The 19,707-nt window shown below is 67.6% G+C and carries 17 protein-coding genes; 10 read left to right on the top strand and 7 right to left on the bottom strand.

The window, feature by feature from the left end; translation table 11 throughout:
- The 3 genes from ACTIFJ_RS02070 to ACTIFJ_RS02060 all read left to right on the top strand — a co-directional run.
- Positions 1-510, top strand: a 510-nt coding sequence (locus ACTIFJ_RS02070; RefSeq protein WP_439532419.1) for an NADH-ubiquinone oxidoreductase-F iron-sulfur binding region domain-containing protein, incomplete at its 5' end; no start/stop codon positions are given.
- 131 nt (positions 511-641) lie between these two features.
- A complete protein-coding gene (gyrA, locus tag ACTIFJ_RS02065; protein ID WP_439532418.1) occupies positions 642-3,329 on the top strand; it encodes a DNA gyrase subunit A in 2,688 nt (895 codons plus the stop codon).
- 146 nt (positions 3,330-3,475) lie between these two features.
- On the top strand, positions 3,476-3,754 hold the full coding sequence (locus ACTIFJ_RS02060) for a hypothetical protein (RefSeq protein ID WP_439532417.1): 279 nt from the start codon (positions 3,476-3,478) through the stop codon (positions 3,752-3,754).
- Positions 3,755-3,823: 69 nt separating this feature from the next.
- Here the strand turns inward: ACTIFJ_RS02060 and yaaA are convergent, their stop codons facing one another.
- A complete protein-coding gene (yaaA, locus tag ACTIFJ_RS02055; protein ID WP_439532416.1) occupies positions 3,824-4,597 on the bottom strand; it encodes a peroxide stress protein YaaA in 774 nt (257 codons plus the stop codon).
- Between the two features lie 175 nt (positions 4,598-4,772).
- Here yaaA and ACTIFJ_RS02050 point away from each other — a divergent pair, with 175 nt between their 5' ends.
- The 4 genes from ACTIFJ_RS02050 (at position 4,773) to ACTIFJ_RS02035 (ending at position 9,345) form a co-directional block, all read left to right on the top strand.
- Positions 4,773-5,999: a tetratricopeptide repeat protein gene (locus ACTIFJ_RS02050; RefSeq protein WP_439532415.1), complete on the top strand. Its 1,227-nt coding sequence runs from the start codon at positions 4,773-4,775 to the stop codon at positions 5,997-5,999.
- A 135-nt stretch (positions 6,000-6,134) separates the two neighbouring features.
- On the top strand, positions 6,135-7,595 hold the full coding sequence (gene guaB, locus ACTIFJ_RS02045) for an IMP dehydrogenase (RefSeq protein WP_439532422.1): 1,461 nt from the start codon (positions 6,135-6,137) through the stop codon (positions 7,593-7,595).
- 13 nt (positions 7,596-7,608) lie between these two features.
- Entirely contained in the window at positions 7,609-8,805 is a 1,197-nt protein-coding gene (locus ACTIFJ_RS02040) for an RsmB/NOP family class I SAM-dependent RNA methyltransferase (RefSeq protein WP_439532414.1), read from the top strand.
- Positions 8,806-8,829: 24 nt separating this feature from the next.
- A complete protein-coding gene (locus tag ACTIFJ_RS02035) occupies positions 8,830-9,345 on the top strand; it encodes a tetratricopeptide repeat protein (protein ID WP_439532413.1) in 516 nt (171 codons plus the stop codon).
- A gap of 13 nt (positions 9,346-9,358) precedes the next feature.
- Here ACTIFJ_RS02035 and rsmA read toward each other — a convergent pair whose 3' ends face one another.
- From rsmA to ACTIFJ_RS02015, 4 genes are all read right to left on the bottom strand, one after another.
- Entirely contained in the window at positions 9,359-10,186 is an 828-nt protein-coding gene (gene rsmA, locus ACTIFJ_RS02030; protein ID WP_439532412.1) for a 16S rRNA (adenine(1518)-N(6)/adenine(1519)-N(6))-dimethyltransferase RsmA, read from the bottom strand.
- A gap of 10 nt (positions 10,187-10,196) precedes the next feature.
- Positions 10,197-11,210 (bottom strand): 4-hydroxythreonine-4-phosphate dehydrogenase PdxA, encoded by a 1,014-nt coding sequence (pdxA, locus tag ACTIFJ_RS02025; protein ID WP_439532411.1) that lies wholly within the window; start codon positions 11,208-11,210, stop codon positions 10,197-10,199.
- Complete coding sequence (locus ACTIFJ_RS02020) at positions 11,210-12,568, bottom strand: peptidylprolyl isomerase (RefSeq protein WP_439532410.1); 1,359 nt, start codon at positions 12,566-12,568, stop codon at positions 11,210-11,212. The genes pdxA and ACTIFJ_RS02020 overlap by 1 nt, the downstream gene beginning before the upstream one ends.
- A 99-nt stretch (positions 12,569-12,667) precedes the next feature.
- Complete coding sequence (locus tag ACTIFJ_RS02015; RefSeq protein WP_439532409.1) at positions 12,668-14,911, bottom strand: LPS-assembly protein LptD; 2,244 nt, start codon at positions 14,909-14,911, stop codon at positions 12,668-12,670.
- Between the two features lie 180 nt (positions 14,912-15,091).
- Here ACTIFJ_RS02015 and ACTIFJ_RS02010 point away from each other — a divergent pair, with 180 nt between their 5' ends.
- The 3 genes from ACTIFJ_RS02010 to ndk all read left to right on the top strand — a co-directional run bounded on the left by ACTIFJ_RS02010 (position 15,092) and on the right by ndk (position 17,535).
- The gene (locus ACTIFJ_RS02010) at positions 15,092-16,594 is read left to right on the top strand and encodes a leucyl aminopeptidase (protein WP_439532408.1); all 1,503 of its coding nucleotides are present in this window, start codon (positions 15,092-15,094) and stop codon (positions 16,592-16,594) included.
- Positions 16,591-17,040: a DNA polymerase III subunit chi gene (locus ACTIFJ_RS02005; protein WP_439532407.1), complete on the top strand. Its 450-nt coding sequence runs from the start codon at positions 16,591-16,593 to the stop codon at positions 17,038-17,040. Before ACTIFJ_RS02010 ends, ACTIFJ_RS02005 begins: the two co-directional genes overlap by 4 nt.
- Positions 17,041-17,112: 72 nt before the next feature.
- On the top strand, positions 17,113-17,535 hold the full coding sequence (gene ndk, locus ACTIFJ_RS02000; protein ID WP_439532421.1) for a nucleoside-diphosphate kinase: 423 nt from the start codon (positions 17,113-17,115) through the stop codon (positions 17,533-17,535).
- Positions 17,536-17,650: 115 nt separating this feature from the next.
- Here the strand turns inward: ndk and purN are convergent, their stop codons facing one another.
- On the bottom strand, positions 17,651-18,589 hold the full coding sequence (gene purN / locus ACTIFJ_RS01995) for a phosphoribosylglycinamide formyltransferase (RefSeq protein ID WP_439532406.1): 939 nt from the start codon (positions 18,587-18,589) through the stop codon (positions 17,651-17,653).
- Complete coding sequence (purM, locus tag ACTIFJ_RS01990) at positions 18,582-19,667, bottom strand: phosphoribosylformylglycinamidine cyclo-ligase (RefSeq protein WP_439532405.1); 1,086 nt, start codon at positions 19,665-19,667, stop codon at positions 18,582-18,584. The genes purN and purM overlap by 8 nt, the downstream gene beginning before the upstream one ends.
- Between the last annotated feature and the right edge of the window lie 40 nt (positions 19,668-19,707).

Raw genomic sequence — 19,707 nt, 5'->3', positions numbered from 1 at the left:
CTGATCGAGACGCATTGCGGCGGGATTCGCGGCGGCTGGGACAATCTGCTGGCGGTGATCCCCGGCGGCTCGTCGGTGCCGCTGGTGCCGGCGCACGAGATCGCCGAGGCGCCGATGGATTTCGATGGCCTCCGCGAGCTGAAGTCCGGGCTGGGCACGGCGGCGGTGATTGTCATGGACAAGTCGACCGACATTGTCCGGGCGATCGCGCGCCTGTCCTATTTCTACAAGCATGAGAGCTGCGGCCAGTGCACGCCCTGCCGCGAGGGCACCGGCTGGATGTGGCGGGTGATGACCCGGCTCGAGACCGGCGACGCCGAGCCGCACGAGATCGATATGCTGCTCGATGTGACCACCGAGATCGAGGGCCATACCATCTGCGCGCTCGGCGATGCAGCAGCCTGGCCGATCCAGGGGCTGATCCGGCACTTCCGGCCGGAGATCGAGGCGCGAATTGCCCGGCGCAAGGGCTTTGTGGCTGTGCCAGGGATGGCCGTCGCGGCGGAGTAAGGTCCAGGCCTGGCAGGGGGTTTCCGACCCTGTCGGGACACCTTTGCCGCCCTTTTCACTGGTCTTTTCAGGCCTGCCGGGCTAGGTGTGACAGCTGTGTTGCACTGCTCGTAATGGACTGAAAAATCCCCATGGAATCAGACGTTTTGCCCCCCGGTGACGGGCCGGACATCCAGCCGATCTCGATCGTTGCCGAGATGCGCACGAGTTTCCTCGATTATGCCATGTCGGTCATCGTGGCGCGAGCCCTGCCGGATGTGCGGGACGGGCTGAAGCCGGTCCATCGGCGGATCCTCTGGGGCAGTTTCGAGAACGGCTTCGTCCAGGGCAAGCCCTATCGCAAATCGGCGCGCATCGTCGGCGATGTGATGGGTAAATATCACCCGCACGGCGATAGCGCGATCTATGACGCCCTGGCGCGGATGACCCAGGACTGGTCGATGCGGCTGCCACTGATCGACGGCCAGGGCAACTTTGGCTCGATGGACCCCGATGCGCCAGCGGCCATGCGATACACCGAAGCGCGGCTGGCCAAGCCGGCCGAGGCGCTGCTGGCCGACATCGACAAGGATACCGTCGACTTCATTCCCAATTACGATGGCTCGGAATCAGAGCCGGCGGTGCTGCCGGCGCGCTTCCCGAACCTGCTGGTCAACGGCGCCGGCGGCATCGCGGTCGGCATGGCGACCAACATCCCGCCGCACAACCTCGGCGAAGTCATCGATGCCGTGGTCGCCTATCTCGACAATCCGGCGATCGATGTCGACGGGCTCATGCAGCACATCCCGGCGCCGGATTTCCCGACCGGGGGCCTGATCCTCGGCACGCATGGCGTCCGCCAGGCCTATCTGACCGGACGCGGCGGGCTGATGATGCGCTCGCGCCACGTGCTGGAGGAAGGGCGCGGCGAGAAGCGCTCGCTCGTGCTGACCGAGATCCCGTTCCAGCAGGGCAAGAATGCGCTGGTCGAGAAGATCGCCGAAGCCGTCAAGGACAAGCGCGTCGAGGGCGTGTCGGACCTGCGCGACGAGAGCAACCGCGAGGGCGTGCGCATCGTCATGGAGCTGAAGCGCGACGCCAACCCCGAGGTCGTGCTCAACCAGCTCTGGCGCTACACGCCGGCCCAGCAGAGCTTCAGCCTCAACATGCTGGCGATCCGCGGTGGACGCCCCGAGCTGATGGGGCTGATCGAGATCATCAAGGCGTTCGTCGCCTTCCGTGAAGAGGTGATCACCCGCCGGTCCAAGCATGAGCTGGCCAAGGCGCGTGACAGGGCGCATCTGTTGATCGGGCTGGTGATCGCGGTCTCCAACCTCGACGAAGTGGTGGCGACGATCCGCCGTTCGCCGACCCCGGCAGCGGCGCGCGAGGCGCTGCTGGCGCGGGACTGGGATGCGGCCGAGATCCGGCCCTATCTCGAGCTGGTCGAGGCCGATGCCAATGCCGGCGATGCGGTGACCATCCGCCTGTCCGATGCCCAGGTGCGCGCCATTCTCGAGCTGCGGCTGGCCAAGCTGACGGCGCTGGGCCGCGAGGAGATCGGCGACGAGCTGAAGACGCTGGCGGCGACCATCGCCGACCTGCTCGACATTCTCGGCGACCGGGCGCGGCTCTATTCGGTGATGCGCGAGGAATTGCGCGTCGTGGCCGAGCAGTTCCAGATGAAGCGGCGCTCGGAGATCACCAGCAGCGGTGACGACATCGACGACGAGGACCTGATCGACCGCGAGGACATGGTCGTCACCGTAACCATGGACGGCTGGATCAAGCGCGTGCCTTTGTCCGACTATCGGGCGCAGCGGCGCGGCGGCAAGGGCCGTTCGGGCATGGCGACCAAAGACGAGGATGTGGTGACGACGCTGTTCGTCACCTCGACGCACAATCCGGTGCTGTTCTTCTCCTCGGCCGGCAAGGTCTATCGCCAGAAGGTCTGGAAGCTGCCGCAGGGTAGCCCGCAGGCACGCGGCCGGCCGCTGGCCAATATGCTGCCGCTGGCGCCCGACGAGAAGATTACCACCGTGCTGGCGCTGCCCGAGGACGAGGCCGAATGGAGCCGGCTGCACGTGATGTTCGCCACCGCCTGCGGCAGCGTCCGCCGCAATGCCATGGACGCCTTCACCAATGTGCCGGCGGCGGGCAAGCTGGCGATCCGCTTCGAGCAGGAGAGCGTCGACCGGCTGATCGCTGTCAAACTCTGCGATGAGGCCGATGATGTGTTTCTGGCGGCGCGCAGCGGCAAGGCGATCCGTTTTGCCGTCACCGATGTCCGCGAGTTCGTGTCCCGCACCTCGACCGGGGTGCGTGGGATGACGCTGGTGCCGGGCGATGAGGTGATCTCGATGTCGATCCTCAAGGCCTTCCCGGCGAGCCCGCAGGAGCGCGAGGACTATCTTAAGGCGGCCCCCTGGAAGCCCGAGCCCGGCGAGCGGGCGCTGTCCGAAACACGGATGGCGGCCTTTGCCGAGGCCGAGGAATTCATCCTGACGGTCACTGCCAAGGGCTTCGGCAAGCGGTCCTCGGCCTATGAATATCGCCAGTCGGGGCGCGGCGGCCAGGGCATCCGCAACATCGGCGAGAGCGACCGCAACGGCAATGTCGTTGCCAGCTTCACGGCGCGGGACGGCGACCAGCTGATGCTGGTGACCGATCAGGCCAAGCTGATTCGCACGGTCGTCGGCCAGGTCGGCATCAAGGGCCGCTCGACGCTCGGCGTGACGCTTTTCGATGTCGCGGCTGATGAGCAGGTGGTGTCCGCGGCCCTGATTCCGGCCGATGACGGCGAGGGTGCACCGCTGGCCGATAATGATGTGATCGAGTGAGAGATGAACGGTGCCGGAAAGGCGGCGTTCAGATTGGCTGTGCCAGTCTGACCGATGCCTGAGGCTTCGCAAGCGCGCGGTTTGACTGTATGGAGTCAGCCGCGGGGGAATTTCTGCGCTCGCTGAGATTTTGGGAGATGATTTTTATGCGCACTTTTGTGACTCTGGCCGCTGTTGCCAGCTTTGGCCTGCTGGCCGCTTGTGGCGAAAAGGCCGCTGAAACGCCGGCCGCCGATGCTGGTGCCAGCATGGAAGCAGCCGGCGAGTCGATGGAAGCCGCCGGCGAAGCCATGGGCGATGCCGCCGAGCAGACCGGCGATGCCGCCGCTGCCGGCGCTGCCGATGCGATGGCCGCTGGCGAAGAAGCCGTCAACGACGGTGCGGCCGCTGTCGAAGAAGCGGCTGACGACGTTCAGGCCCAGTAAGGCCGTTCTTTCGCCCTTCGAGGCAAGGAATGAAAACGGGTCGGCCCAGCGCCGGCCCGTTTTTATATGTCAGTCGACGGCGCGGATGAACATCCAGCGATCCGCTGTCGAGGCGTCGGCGTCGAAGCGGTGGCCGAGGATGGACTGTGTCCTGAGCGGCTCTGGCGCTTCCAGCCGGGCGTCGATCACCGCCCGCGCCGCGGCGCCGCGCGCCTTCTTGGCGACAAAACTGTTGAAGCGCAGCTTGCCGGCCTTGCGGTCCCGGAAGTCAATGGTCAGCAGCCGGGCCGGAAGCTTCATCAGGTCAACCGATTTGAAATATTCCTCGCTGGCCAGATTGATGACCAGCGGATCGGGCTCGTCGGCAAGCTCGGCCGCCAGCGCCGGGGCGATCTTGCGTTGCCAGACCTCATAGAGCGTGGTCGCCTTCCCGATGCCGAAGCGGGTGCCCATCTCCAGCCGATAGGGCTGCATCAGGTCGAGCGGGCGCAGCAGGCCATACAGCCCCGACAGGATGCGGATATGGTCCTGGGCAAAGGCGATGCCCTCGCTGTCGAGGCTGGCGGCATCGAGGCCGGTATAGACATCGCCGGCGAAGGTAAACAGCGCCGGCCGGGCGTTGTCGGGGGTGAACGGGGTCTGGAAGGACTTGAACCGCGCTTCGTTGAGCGCCGCCAGCGGCTCCGATATGTGCATCAGCGCCTGCAGATCGGCGCTGCGCAGCTTCGCGGCAGCGCGCGCCAGCTTGCTCGCCTTGTCGAGAAACTGCGGCTGGGTGAAAGCCAGATCGGGCACGGCCGAAGCCATGTCCAGCGACTTGGCTGGAGATAGGAGAACGAGCATTGGCGATCCCGGACAGGAGGGGCAGGTGGTTATGCGATGGATAGCCGCCAAGCCGCGATGGTTCAAATGCTGTTCACGCAGTTGGGGCCAGACAGGATATTGGACACGCCACGGCTTGGCGCTATTGAGACTTTCATGTTGCCGAGTGGCGACGCGGATTTTTGGGAGGATACAGATGAAACTGGGGATGATCTCGAGACTGGTGGTCGCAGCTGCGCTTGCAGGCGGCATGGTCGCCGCGCCGCCGGCTTTTGCGCAGAAGCAGGCCAAGGCCGCGCCGATGAAGTTTTCCAAGCAGATCCAGCCGATCCTCGCCGAGGCGCAGAAGCTGCAGCAGGCCGGCAATGACGCCGGCGCGCTCGCCAAGCTCGCCGAGGCGGAAGCCGTGCCGAACCAGACCGTCGACGACATCTACATGGTCAACGCGCTGACCCTAAATTCCGGCATTACCACCAAGAACAACGACCTTATTGCCAGCTCGCTCGAGAAGATGCTGGCGACGGGCAAGGTTTCCGAGGCTGACGCGCCGAAGTTCTGGCAGACGATCGGTTCGGTCGCGCTGGCCAAGAAGGATTACACCAAGGCCACCAATGCCTATCAGAAGCTACTGGAAATCCAGCCGAACGATCCGGATACGATGATCGGCCTGTCCGAGATCTTCATTTCGCAGAAGCTCAATACCGAGGCCGTGCAGATGCTCGGCCGCGCCATCGATGCCAAGGCGGCGACCGGCCAGCCGGTGCCCGAAACCTGGCTGAAGCGCCGCCTCGCCGTGGCCTATGACGCCAAGCTCGCCGATGCTGTGGTGCCGTCGGCCGTAGCGCTGGTGAAGGCCTATCCAACGCCGGTCAACTGGCGGGATGCCTCGGTCATCGCCCGTGACGCCTACAAGCTCGACGACCAGGCGACGCTCGACTTCCTGCGTTTCCAGGCCGCCAGCAAGTCGCTCTCCGGCGAGCGGGACTTTGTCGAATATGCCGATACCGCGCTCGGCCGCGGCTTCCCGGGCGAAGCCAAGATGGCCGTCGACGCCGGCATCGCCGCCAACATGATCGATCCCAGCAAGCCGCTGATCAAGGAACTGAAGACCACGGCCGACGGTAAGGCGGCGGCCGATAAGGCGGCGCTGCCCGGCCTCGAGCGCGAGATCAAGGGCAATGCCCGCCTCGCGTTGGCGACCGGTGACGCCTATTATGGCTATGCCAACTACACCAAGGCGGCCGAACTTTATCGTCAGGCGGTGGGCGCGGCGAATGTTGACCAGCCAATGGCCAATCTGCGTCTTGGTGCCGCGTTGGCGATGGCCGGGGATAAGGCCGCTGCGGCCGAAGCCTTCAAGGCGGTCAAGGGCGGCCCCCGCGAGGCGCTGGCCTCGCTGTGGATGGCCTTCATCGGCGCCTGATCGCCGTTCGATCCGATCTCTGGAAGGGGGACGGTGGGCAATCGCTCGCCGTCCCCCTTTCCGTTTCGGCCCCTTTCCATTTCGGGGTGTGCAACCTAAGACACCCTGCCCGTGGTTTTTGCATGAGACAGCATGATGGACATCCGCCTTGGTCTGACCTTCGATGACGTGTTGCTGGTCCCGGCCGCTTCCGTCGTCCTGCCGAGCATGGCGGACACCTCGACGCGGCTGACCAAGGGCATCGGCCTGACCATCCCCATCATGTCCTCGGCGATGGACACGGTGACCGAGGCCGACATGGCGATCGTCATGGCCCAGGCCGGCGGCATCGGCACGCTCCACCGCAACTTGTCGGTCGAGGAGCAGGTCGAGGCGGTGCGTCAGGTCAAGCGGTTCGAGAGCGGGATGGTCGTCAACCCGGTGACGATGACGCCGGACCAGACGCTCGGCGACGCCCGGGCACTTATGGCGCGGCACCGGATCTCGGGCTTCCCGGTGGTCGACAAGAGCGGGCGTCTCGTCGGCATCATGACCAACCGCGACATGCGCTTCGCCGAGAACCCGGACCAGCCGATCGCGGAGCTGATGACCCATGAGGGGCTGGTGACGGTCAAGCTCGGCATCGATCAGGCCGAGGCGAGACGGCTGCTTCACGCCCGGCGCATCGAGAAGTTGCTGGTCGTCGATGACGATGGCCGCTGCATCGGGCTGATCACGGTCAAGGACATCGAGCGCGCCGTCACCTATCCCAATGCCACCAAGGACGCCGCGGGCCGGCTGCGGGTCGCCGCCGCGACGACGGTGGGCGACATGGGCTTCGAGCGCACCGAGGCACTGCTCGATGCAGAGTGCGACCTGATCGTTGTCGACACCGCCCATGGCCATTCCAAGGGTGTCTCGGACGCGGTGGCGCGGATCAAAAAGCTCTCCAACTCGGCACAGGTGATGGCCGGCAATGTGGCGACGGCGGAGGCGGCGCGGGCGCTAATCGATGCCGGGGCCGATGCGATCAAGGTCGGGATCGGCCCGGGGTCGATATGCACGACACGCGTCGTTGCCGGCGTCGGCGTGCCCCAGCTGACCGCGGTGATGGACACGGCGGAAGCGGCGGCGAAGCTCGGCATTCCGGTCATCGCCGATGGCGGGCTGCGGACCTCGGGCGACATGGCGAAGGCGCTGGCGGCGGGCGCTGCCGCGGTGATGGTCGGCAGCCTGCTGGCCGGCACTGAGGAGGCGCCGGGCGAAACCTTCCTGTGGCAGGGGCGGACTTACAAGAGCTATCGCGGCATGGGCTCGGTGGCGGCGATGGCACGCGGCTCGGCCGATCGCTATTTCCAGCAGGACATCAAGGACCATCTGAAGCTGGTGCCCGAGGGCATCGAGGGCCAGGTACCCTACAAGGGACCGGCCACTGCCGTGCTCCACCAGCTTGTCGGCGGCGTGAAGGCGGCGATGGGTTATACCGGCTCGGCGACGCTGGCGGATTTCCGCGAGCGGGCGGAATTCATCCGCATCACCAACGCCGGGCTGCGCGAGAGTCATGTCCATGACGTGACCATTACCCGGGAAGCGCCCAACTACCCGACTTCGATCTGATGACGTTCCCCCGATGACACCGGCGGCCCGCGCCCAGGCGGCGATCGAGATTCTCGACCTGGTGATCGATGCGGCGCGCGAAGGCGGGGCGGCGGCCGATACCATCGTCCAGCGCTATTTTTCAACGCGGCGCTATGCCGGCGGCGGTGATCGGCGCGGCGTGCGGGCGCTGGTGTTCGGCGCCATCCGCAGCCTTGGCGAACTGCCGGCGAGTGGGCGGGCGGCGCTGATCGGCTATCTGCGTGCCGAGGAGCCGGAGATGCTGGCGCTGTTCGGCAGCGGCGGCCATGCGCCGGCGGGGATCGAACCCGATGAGCCCGAAGCCGCGCCCGGGCTGGCGCCGGCCTGGCTGGTGACGCGGCTCCGCGGCCGCTTCGGCGCTGACATCGATGCGGAGCTGGCCGGGCTGCTGGGCCGCGCGCCGCTCGACCTGCGGGTCAACATATTGAAGGCCAGCCGCGCCGACGTGATCGCAAGCCTGCCAGAGGCAGAAGCGCTGCCTTGGCCCGACACGGCGCTGCGGCTGCCGTCCGGCACCGCCGTCGATGCGATGCCGGCGTTCGAGCAGGGGCTGGTCGAGGTGCAGGACGCCGGCTCTCAGCTGGCCGCCGCCATCGTCGATGCCCAGCCCGGCCAGACGGTGATCGACCTTTGCGCCGGGGCCGGCGGCAAGACGCTGGCACTGGCGGCGGCGATGGACAATCGCGGGCGGATCATCGCCACCGACAGCGATCGCGGCCGGCTTTCGGCGATGGAGCCACGGCTGGCGCGGGCCGGGGTGTCGATCGTCGAGCGGCGGCTGCTCGATGGCAATCGCGAGACCGAGGCCTTGCAAGACCTTGTCGGCGTTGCAGATCGGGTGATCGTCGACGCGCCCTGCTCGGGCAGCGGCACCTGGCGGCGCAACCCGGAATCGCGGTGGCGGCTGAGCCCGCACCGGCTGACCCGGCTGGTGTACGAGCAGGCGCGGCTTCTGTGGCTGGCGGCGCATCTGGTCCGGCCGGGTGGCCGGCTTGTCTATGTCGTCTGCTCGCTGGTGCCGGAGGAAGCCGAGGGCCAGGTGGCGGCGCTGCTGCGCGAGTGGCCGCAGTTTCAGCGGCGGCCGTTCGAGTCTCCGGCCGGCGAGGCGCCGCTCGGCCAGCTGGTGCTCAGCCCGGCGCGACATGGCTGCGACGGTTTCTTCATCGCAACGCTGGAACGAATCGGTTAATCTGCGGGGGCAGGGACTGGAGAGATGTTGATGCGTGTGGAACTGAAACTGGCCGGAGCCCTGATCGGCACCATGCTGGCGTGGCAGGGCGCTGTCGCGGCTAATGTCGATGTCCTGAAGCCGGCGTCCATGGCGATGGCCGAGCGCGGGCGGGCGGCGCTGGCCAAGGGCGATGCAATGGCGGCGATCGATGCCTTCGAGGCGGCGCTGGCCAGCGACCCGAAAAATGTCTCGGCGTTCAACGGTATCGCCATGAGCTATGAGAAGCTCGAACTTCCGGGCAAGGCGGTGCGCTTCTATCGCGAGGCGCTGGCGCTTAACCCCTCCGACCTGACGGCGCTCGAGGGCCAGGGCAAGGCGCTGATCGCGCGCGGCGCAACGGCACGGGCGCAGGTCAATCTCGCTCGCATCAAGGCGCTTTGCAAGACCGAGTGCGCGCCGGCCACCCGCTTGCAGACGGCGCTGACAACGGCGGCCGCGCGCCCGGCAACGGCGCAGGCCACCCCCGCACCGGCAAAGCCGGCCGAAGCCAAGAACTAGCCGAGCCCAAGAACTAACCGAGCAGGGCCGCTGCCGCCGCCCAGGCGCCGACCGGCACGGTCTCGGCACGCTGCTCGGCGGCGATACCCTGCGCCTCGATCGCTTCCAGTGCGCCGGGCATGCCGCGCAGGCTGGCGCGCAGCATTTTGCGCCGCTGCCCGAAGCCGGCGGCCGTCAGCGCCGAGAGCCGCGCCGGTGTTGCGACGCTCAGCGGCGCCATCGGCACCAGATGCACGACGGCGGACGAGACCTTGGGGGCGGGGACGAACGCCTTGGGCGACACCTGCAACGCGATCCGCGCCGTGCTGCGCCACTGGCAGAGCACGGCAAGCCGGCCATAGGCATCGCTGCCTGGGGCCGCAACGATGCGCTCGGCGACTTCCTTCTGGAACATCAGTGTCAGGCTGGCCCAGAACGGGGGCCAAGCCGGCGTCTCCAGCCAGCGGGTGAGCAGCGCGGTGCCGATATTATAGGGCAGGTTGGCGACGATGTGGCTGCCTGGCGGGCAGAGGCCGGCGGCATCCTGCGCCAGCGCGTCCCCGGCGATGACAGTCAGCTGGCCCGGTTCGGCGGCATCGGCCAGTTCGGCAAGTGCCGGGATGGCGCGGTCGTCGCGCTCGACGGCGATGACGCGGGCGCCGGCGCGGAGCAGCGCCCGTGTCAGCCCGCCGGGGCCGGGTCCGACCTCATAGACGGTGGCGCCCGCCAGCGGCCCGGGAATACGGGCAATCCGGTCGAGAAGATTGGCATCGAGCAGGAAGTTCTGGCCGAGCGACTTCTTCGCGGCAAGGCCATGTGCGGCAATGACATCCCGCAGTGGCGGCAGCGTATCGAGGCTCAACGTCCCATGCTCAGGCGGCGGCCTGGCCCGGCATGGCCAGGCGGCGGGCGGCGCATTGCCCGGCGAGCCGGATGGCGGCGACCATCGCCATCGGCGTGGCGGTGCCTGTGCCGGCGATATTGAAGGCGGTGCCATGGTCCGGCGAGGTGCGGACGATCGGCAAGCCGAGCGTGGTGTTGACGCCGTCATCGAAATGCAGGGTTTTCAACGGGATCAGCGCCTGGTCGTGGTACATGCACAACGCTGCGTCATATTGGGCGCGAGCCGGCGGGTGGAACATGGTGTCGGCGGCGAGCGGCCCGATGATGTCGAGACCCTCGGCGATCAACTCGGCGATCGCTGGAGCGATGATCTCTGCCTCCTCGCGGCCCAGCGTCGCCTTTTCGCCGGCATGCGGATTGAGGCCGGCGACCGCCAGCCGCGGCCGGGCGATACCGAAATCCCGAACCAGCGCCCGTGCGACAATGCGGGCGCGGGTGATAATCAGCTCGCGGGTAATGTGGCGCGGCACATCGGCCAGCGGCACATGCACAGTCAGTGGCACGGTCCGCAGGCTGGGCCCGGCGAGCATCATCACGGCGCGGACGGCGGAAACCCCGCAGCGTTCGGCGACAAACTCGGTCTGGCCCGGATAGTTGAAGCCGATCTGATACAGCTGCGCCTTGCTGACCGGCCCGGTGACAAGGCCCGAGGCCATCCCGCCGCGCGCGAGACCGACGCCCAGCTCAAGGCTGTCCAGCGCGCAGCGGGCGCCGGCGAGGTTGGGCTGGCCGGGCATGATGTCGCCGGGATCGTCGACCTGGACCAGCGGCAGCGCATGCGGGAAGGCGGCGAGCGCCTGGGTCGGGTCCTCCAGCGTCTCGATCGGCCCGTCCCAGACCGCGGCGAGCGCCCGGCGGTCACCGATAGCGTAAAACGGCGGCAACTGCTCGGCCTCGCGCCGGGCCCAGGCGCGGGCCAATACCTCAGGGCCGATGCCGGCAGGGTCGCCTAGCGAAACGGCGAGCGGCGCCGGGCCTGTCATCACCGATAATCGACGATGGCATCGCGGCGAAGATCACGCAGGTAGCGGCGCGCCCGCATATTGACCCGCTCGTCGTTCAGCTGGGCGTAGATTTCGTCGAAATTCGGCGTCTTGGCCTGCAGCATGCTGTCGTCGCGGCCGCACAGCACGAGCACGCGCAGGCCCTCGGCGAGACTGCCGAACGGCGGCGTCGCCTGGCCGATCGACAGGTCGGCCATGATCTGCTGGAGCGCCTCGGGCAGGTCCTTCAGCTTGATCGAGTCGTTGGTTGCCATATCGGCACCGAGGCGCGCGGCGACCTCGTCGGCCCGGCCGCAGCCGCCCATTGCCTGGGTGGCGGTCTGGAACTCGGCGACGAGCCCGCGCGCCTTCTCCTCGGTGATGTCCTTGGGCAGGGGCAGTGACAGCTGCTTCAGCGACAGCACCGCTTCCTTGGGATCGGCGGCCAGCACCTGCCGCTTCTCGATCAGCGCCATCACCGCAACGCCGCCGGGAACGGTGATGGGGTCGGAAATCGCCGTCGCAGGGTTGCCGGGCACCAAAGTGGTGACGACCGGGGCGACGGCGTCGTTCAGCTGTTCCGCGCGAATCCAGCCGAGATCGCCGCCGACCGCCGCGCTGGAGGCTTCCGAGAACTGGCGGGCGTAGGCGACGAAGGAGGCGCCGGCGCGGACCTGGTCGACAATGCGCTGGGCGTCGGCGCGAACAGCGGCCTCGGTCTCCGGGGTCGAGGTCAGGAAGATCTCGCCGACATGAAATTCGTCCTTGCCCTTGGCGGCATTAAGCTTGTCGATCAGCACTTGAACCTCGTCGTCCCCGACATTGACCATCGGCTCGACCTTGCGGCGCAGCACCCGGCTCCAGGCCAGCTCGCCCCGGATCTGCGCCTTGATCGAAATCGGCGAGGAGCCGCTCTGCTTCAGATAATCCTCGAAGGCGGCCGGCGAGCGGCGGAAATTCTGCGCCACCCGGTTGTAGGCAGCGGTGACTTCGGCCTCCGAGATATTGATGTCGTTGGCCGCGGCTTCCTGGATCTGCAGCTTCTCGTCGATCAGGTTGCGCAGCACCTGAAGACGCAGGCGGCTGCGCTCTTCCTCGGCGACCTTGCCGCCATTGGCAGCGACCACAAGCGCAAATCGCTGGTCGATGTCGGTATCGGTGATGACGTCGCCATTGACGATGGCCTGGGCCTTGCGCAGCGTCGGATCGGTCTGCGCGAGCACGCGCAACTCCTGCACATCGCCGAAATCGATATTGTTGCCGACCTGGGCCTGGCCGGCGCCGGACAGCGGCAAGCCGGCCATGAACAGCGCGACAAGCGGCAGGCGGAGTCGGGAAACGGTGCGAGCGTTGGGCATGTGGCCTTGGTTCCTGTGGCTTGACGGGGCTTCTCTAGCGTATGCGCGTGCCCACGGCAAAGTTTCGGTTACGCAACATGTGCTGAACGCCGCGTGAAATCAGCGGCCCAAGGTCTTGAACGACAAGGTGAGCTGGAAGGTGCTGCCGGCCCGAAAATCACGATCGGAGATCAGGTCGCGGCGCCAGGAGATGCCGAAGCGGAAACATTCATCCTCATATTCCGCACCGATCCTGTGGCGCACGAAGCGGAAGCCGTTGCCGACCGCGTTCGGATTGTCCCGGCGCGTGGTCAGATCGGCGATTGCCGAGCCGAACACTGACCAGAAGCGGGCAAAGGCCAGCCGCCCGCCTGCTCGAAGTTCGGTCCTGTCCTCAAGGTCTTCCAGCCCGATATTGCGATTAAGCTTGAGGTATCCGACGGTCGCATAGGTCCGCTGGTTGCCGAGCGACAGATCGATCTCGTTGCGCCGGATGGCGAAGCTGTTGCGGTCGACGCGGAACCGGTGGGTGACCTCGACCAGCCCGCCGACCTTGACATTGGTGCGGCCGACGAAATCCGAAAGCCGGTCCTCAAGACCCGTTCCGGCTGGAAATTCGACCAGCCGGTCGGCGCGGTTGGCGCCGAAGCTCCATGACTGGCCGATCTCGGAGCGCAGCGCCAGCCCCGGCCGGTCGAGCGTATAGGCGACGCCATAAGTGACGCGCGATCCGCCCTCGAACCGATCCTGACCAGGAAAGCGATTGAGCTCGAAAAGGCTTATGTCCTCCAGCTCGATGGCGCGGCTGTCTTCATTGGGAAAGCCGTCATTGCTGCTCTCCGGTGTGATCACCAGCTGGACGCGCGGGGAAAGCGTCTGCGTGCCGCCCAGCGCGGCGCCGGCAAACGGCCATTCCATTTCGAGCGCCGCCACCGGGATGGCGCGGGCACCGAAGCCACGGTCGCCGGCATATTCTGGCAATGTCGCCCGGTCCGGCCGGCCGACGTTGTACAGGTCGCCGCGCAGAAGCGCAGTGGCTGTCAGCCGCTGGCCGAGCGGCGTGTAGACGCTGCGCTCCCAGCGCCCGAACGCCAGTGCGCGCTGAACATTCTGCCCGTCGCTGCGCACGAGGTTCATCGAATTGGCGGCGACCTGGAGACGCCCGCCGAGGATCGTGTCGACCGGTCGCCAGTCATAATCGACGATCGGCAGCACGAACGGCGATTCGCCGAAGGTGTCGGTGGCGCGCAGCCCCTGGAAGGCCCAGGCGGAGATCGACAGATAGCTGTCCGTCGTGACGCGCTCCAGTGCATAGGTGCTGCGCAGCGTATCGTCGAAGTCGAGGTCATAGCGGCGGTTGAAGGTGTCGTCGGTGGTCAGCCGCACCGAGAAGGTCGACCGCCAGGTCGATGAATGCTGGAACCGGCCCTTGACGCCGAGATAACCACGAAAGCGGTTGCCGCGATCGAGCTCGGTGACATTGTCAGCGGCGAAGTCTATCCGCCGGGCGTAGGTCATGAAGGCATCGGCCTGGATCGGGCCACCGTCGAACAGGCGGCGTGCCTGCAGCTGCAGCGCCGGCGCCGCCTCGGTATAAAACCAGGGGGTGACGGTGAAATCCCGGTCCGGCGCCTGGGCGACATGGAAGGGCAATCCAAGCCCGATGCCGAGCTGGCGCTGGATCTTGATCTCGGGGATCAGCAGGCCGGATACCCGCTCCGCCTCGCCGTCGGGATGCGAGAAGCTTGGCAGGTAGAGGATCGGGATGCCGAACATCTCCAGCCGCGCCTTCTTGTAGCTGAGCCGGTGACGGTCGCGGTCGTAGCGGATACTGGCAGCGCGAACACGCCACACCGGCTCCTGCGGGCAGCCCTCCGAATCGACGACGGCGCAGGGGCTGTAGACGGCGCGGCGCAGCGTGATCAGCCGGTCCTGCCGGCTGGCGCCCTGCGCCGCCAGCCGGCCGCCGTCGTTGAGCACCAGCAGCATGTTGTCGACGGCGCCGTCCTTCAGCGAATCGGTGAGAGTGATCTCGTCGGCAAACACCTGGTTGCCTTCGGGATCGATGCTGATGACATTGCCGCGCGCCAGCACGGCGCCGGTGGTGCGGTTATAGTCGATACGGTCGGCGGTCAGCCGCCAGGCGTCCCGGCGCAGCTCGACATTGCCCGAGGCGGTGACGACATCGCCACTTTCATCGACCTCCATCTGGTCGGCGCCGAACTCGATGATGTCGCCGGGCGCGATGACATCGCCGCCGTCACGGGGCAGCGACACGTCGCCACCCGCCGCTGGCGGAAGGGGATCTGTAACCGCTGCGGACCCCATGGTCTGGCTGGCGGCGGCCGCCGGCAGGGCAGCCATCGCGCACGCCAGCAGGGCAGGACGCAGGGACAGGCGACAGGGCGATCGACGGGCGTCCACATCGGCAGCCTTAGCGAGGCCGGACACGGGCGTCCACCACATGGTTTGCGTGCGCGTGCGCGGCGCTCTAGACGAAGGGCAGACACCGGTCGGACCGGCATCAGTCCTTGAGGAGCGAAGATGGAAATTAGCTTTCCGCAGCAGATCGACACCCTGGCGCATGCGCACGCCGTGCTGGTTTCCCCCGCCGAGATGAAGGACGGGCTGGCCGGGGCCGCCGCGGCCCTCGATGCGGCGGGCGGCGGGCAGCTCAGGCGGGCACTGGCGTCAGCGCGCTTCGAGGGCGAGGCGGCAAGCGTCGTCGAGCTGCTCGCCCCGGCCGGCACCGAGGCGACGCGGCTGCTGGTGGTCGGCACCGGCGATCCCGACAAGGCCGATGCGGCGGTGTTCGAGAAGATCGGCGGGGCGCTGGCGGCGCGGCTGCTGACCAGCGGCGAGACGCGGCTGAGCGTCGATGTTTCCGGGGTGCAGGCGGCGCTGCCGCTGGCGGAAGCGGCAGCGCACCTGGCGCATGGCGCGGCGCTGCGCAGCTGGCGTTTCGACCGCTACCGGACGACGATGAAGGAGAAGCAGAAGCCGACCCTGGTTGCCATCGATGTAATCGGCGCCACCGGCGCCGGGGCCTGGCACGACCGGCTGGCGGCGATCGCCGGCGGCGTCGCGCGGACTCGCGAGCTGGTCAGCGAACCGGCCAACATCATCTATCCGGAAAGCTTCGTCGAGCGCGCCATGGACCTCGCCGGCCTCGGCATCGAACTGACGGTGCTCGACGAGGACGAGATGCGTACGCTCGGCATGGGCGCGCTGCTCGGCGTCTCGCAGGGTTCGGTCCGCCCGGCCCGGGTACTGGCGATGCGCTGGAACGGCCTGGGCGCGGACGCCGGCAAGCCGGTGCTGCTGGTCGGCAAGGGCGTCACCTTCGATACCGGCGGCATCTCGCTGAAGCCGGCCGGCGGCATGGAAGACATGAAGTGGGACATGGGCGGTGCCGGTGCGGTCACCGGGGCGATGCATGCGCTGGCAGCGCGCAAGGCGCGGGCGCATGTCGTCGGCGTCGTCGGGCTGGTCGAGAACATGCCGGACGGCAATGCCCAGCGCCCCGGCGATGTCGTCACCAGCATGGACGGCCAGACAATCGAGGTTATCAATACCGACGCCGAGGGCCGGCTGGTGCTCTGCGACCTGCTGTGCTGGGTGCAGAAGACCTGGTCGCCCGAGGTGATCGTCGATCTGGCGACGCTGACCGGCGCGATCATCGTCAGCCTCGGCGAGGAATATGCCGGGCTGTTCGCCAATGAAGATGGGCTGGCGGCGCAGCTCGAAGCGGCAGGGCGCAGCGTCGACGACAAGCTCTGGCGGATGCCGATGGGCCCGTCGTACGACAAGCTGATCGACAGCCCGATCGCCGACATGAAGAACGTCGGTGGCCGTCATGCCGGCTCGGTGACGGCGGCGCAGTTCCTTGCCCGGTTCATCAAGCCCGGCGTGAAATGGGCGCATCTCGATATCGCCGGCACAGTCTGGGCCGACAAGGCCGGCACACTGCACGACAAGGGCGCCACCGGTTTCGGCGTCCGGCTGCTTGACCGGTTCATCGCGGACAATTTCGAAACGCGGGGATGATCGCCGGCTTCTACCAGCTCGCCCGCAGGCCGGTGGAGGCCGTGCTGCCATCGCTGGTGACGCGGGCACTGGCGGCCGGTCACCGGCTGCTCGTGCGTTGCGACGACGCGGCGCTGCTGGCCCGGCTGGACGAGCAGCTGTGGAGCTTTTCGCCGCCGAGCTTCGTGCCGCACGGGCGGGAGGGCTCGATCGCCGAGGACCGGCTGTCCAGCCAGCCGGTGCTGCTCGGCGCCCGCTGGCCGCCGGCCAATCGCGCCGACTGCCTGGTGCAGGTGCTCGGCAACCTGCCCGACGACCTCACTGGCATGGCGCGGCTGCTCTACCTGTTCGGCGAGGCCGACGTGGAGGCGGCGCGCGGCCATTGGCGGCGGCTGAAGGCAATGGACGGCATCGTCCCGACCTATTGGCGGGAAGGCGACAGCGGGGCGTTCGAGAAAGCCGGTTGAGGTTGCAAACCGGCGCTGTTGCCCCTAGACGCCCGGCCAATCCCTACACCAGCACAGGAAATGGACACTCTCATGGCCGTGACGCGCACTTTCTCGATTCTGAAGCCCGATGCGACCCGGCGCAACCTGACCGGCGCGATCAACGCCGTCATCGAAGGCGCCGGCCTGCGCATTGTCGCCCAGAAGCGTCTGCACCTGACCCAGGCGCAGGCCGAGGGCTTCTATGCCGTCCACCGCGAGCGCGGCTTCTTCGGCGAGCTGGTGTCGTTCATGATCTCCGGCCCGGTGGTGGTGCAGGTGCTCGAGGGCGAGGACGCCGTGCCGCGCTACCGCGAGATCATGGGCGCCACCAACCCGGCCAATGCCGATGAGGGCACGATCCGCAAGAGCTTCGCCGAATCGATCGAGGCAAACTCGGTGCACGGTTCCGATTCCGAGGAAAACGCGGCGATCGAGATCGCCTATTTCTTCGCGCAGACCGAGATTGTTGGCTGAGCGCGGCTGGCCGTAGCAACGCTACGGCCTGACTCGTGCGAAGCCCGGCCAGCGGGGCGGGCGCGCACTGCGCCCGATCCCGTCTGACGTAAGCCCCGGCAAAGTTAGGGCTTTTTTAAATCCCCGTCACCAGCCGCCGCAGCCGCTTCGGCGCCGCGACTTCCCAGCTCCGCCGCAGCCAGCCCTCGACCATCTCCCAATCGGTGTCGCCGGTATCGAGGCGGATGCCAATCCAGCCCGAAGCGCCGAAATAGGGCGGCCGGTAATAGAGCCCCGGGTCCTGCTCGATCAGCATCGCCTGTTCCTCCAGCCCGCTGGTCGCCACCAGCAGCGCGCTGATGCCGCTGCCATGATGATTGTCGGAGAAATAGGCGAAGAACTTGCCGCCTTCCACGAAGAAGCCGGGCGCGCCGTGCGACAGCTTTTCGCGCGCCTTGGGCAGCGCCAGCGCCAGCGCGCGCAGGCGGGGCAGGGGGGCCTGGTCGGCGGCGATGTGGCGGGCGATGATGCGCGGATAGAGCTGGTGCTCGGCGATCAGGATGCGCGCGGCGAGGCTGTCCGGCGTGTCATCGGCAAGCACCGCCACCCGGGCCTGGCCGAGGATCGGCCCGCCATCGAGCTCGGCGGTGACCAGATGGACCGTGCAGCCCGACACGGACTCGCCATTGGCCAGCACCGCCTCATGGACATGCAGCCCCTTGTGCGCCGGCAGCAGCGACGGGTGAATGTTGAAGCAGCGCCCCTGCCATTTCTCGACAAAGGCCGGCGACAGCAGCCGCATGTATCCGGCCAGCGCGACATGGCTGATCTGGTGGCGGTCCAGCTCTGCATCGATGATCGCATCGAAGCCGGCACGCGTCAGCCCCTTGTGCGAATGACCGAAGGTGGCGATGCCCTCGGCAGCGGCCAGCGCCAGCCCGGGCGCGTCCGGATCGTTGGCGGCAACCAGCATGATCTCATAGGGGCAGTCCGCCATCAGCCGCGATGCATGGAGCAGTGCCGCCATGTTCGATCCGCGCCCCGAGATCAGGACGGCGAGACGCGCCTTAGGCATCGTGCTGCGCGGTCCAGCCGGCGGTGCTGCCCCACAGACCGGCCGCGCCATGGATCTCGCAGCCGCGTGTGCCCGCCGCGACATGGCCGAGCGGCATCGCCCCCAATTCGGCGGCCAGCGCATCGGCCTCGCCGGGGGCAACGGCCAGCACCATGCCGAAGCCGCAGTTAAAGGTGCGGGCCATCTCGTCCGGCGCCAGGCTGCCTTCGCTGCGCAGCCAGTCGAACAGCGGCGACAGCGGCTGCGCCTCCAGATGGGCGCGCAGGTGGCGCGGCAGCACGCGCGGAATATTCTCTAAGAAGCCGCCGCCGGTGATGTGCGCCAGCGCATGGATGCGCCCGGCGCGGATCGCCGGCAGCAACGCCCGGACATAGATGGCGGTCGGCGTCAGTAGCGCCTCGCCGAGGCTCATCTCGGGCGCAAAAGGCGCAGCTGCGGCGAGCGGGGCGCCGCTGCGGGCGATGATCCGCCGGATCAGCGAATAGCCGTTCGAATGCGCGCCGGTGCTGGGCAGGCCAAGCAATATGTCGCCGGCCGCCACCGCATCGCCGGTCAGCTGCTCGCCGCGCTCGACGGCGCCCACGGCAAAGCCGGCAAGGTCATAGTCGCCGGGCGCATACATGCCGGGCATCTCGGCGGTTTCGCCCCCGATCAGCGCCGCGCCGGCCTGGCGGCAGCCCTCGGCAATGCCGGCGACGACGGCCTCGGCAACCTCGTTCTCAAGCCGGCCGGTGGCGAAATAATCGAGGAAGAACAACGGCTCGGCGCCCTGAACGATCAGGTCGTTGACGCACATCGCCACCAGGTCGATGCCGACGCCGCCGTGCTGGCCGGTGTCGATCGCCAGCTTCAGCTTGGTGCCGACGCCGTCATTGGCCGCGACCAGCAGCGGGTCCTTGTAGCCCGCCGCCCTGGGGTCGAAGAAGCCGCCGAATCCGCCCAATTCGGCATCGGCGCCCGGGCGGGCGGTGCTGCGGGCAAGCGGCGCGATGGCGCGGACCAGCGCATTGCCGGCAGCGATGGAAACGCCGGCTTCGGCATAGCTGAGCGGGGCGCGATCAGAGGGGGACTGGCTCATGCCGGGCAGCCTTAACGGCTGGCACGGGGAAGGCAATCGT

This window comes from Polymorphobacter sp., assembly GCF_051860865.1.
Lineage (GTDB): Bacteria > Pseudomonadota > Alphaproteobacteria > Sphingomonadales > Sphingomonadaceae > Sandarakinorhabdus.
The sequence above is the reverse complement of the archived record's forward strand: the minus strand, read 5'-3'. Positions and strand labels throughout refer to the sequence as shown.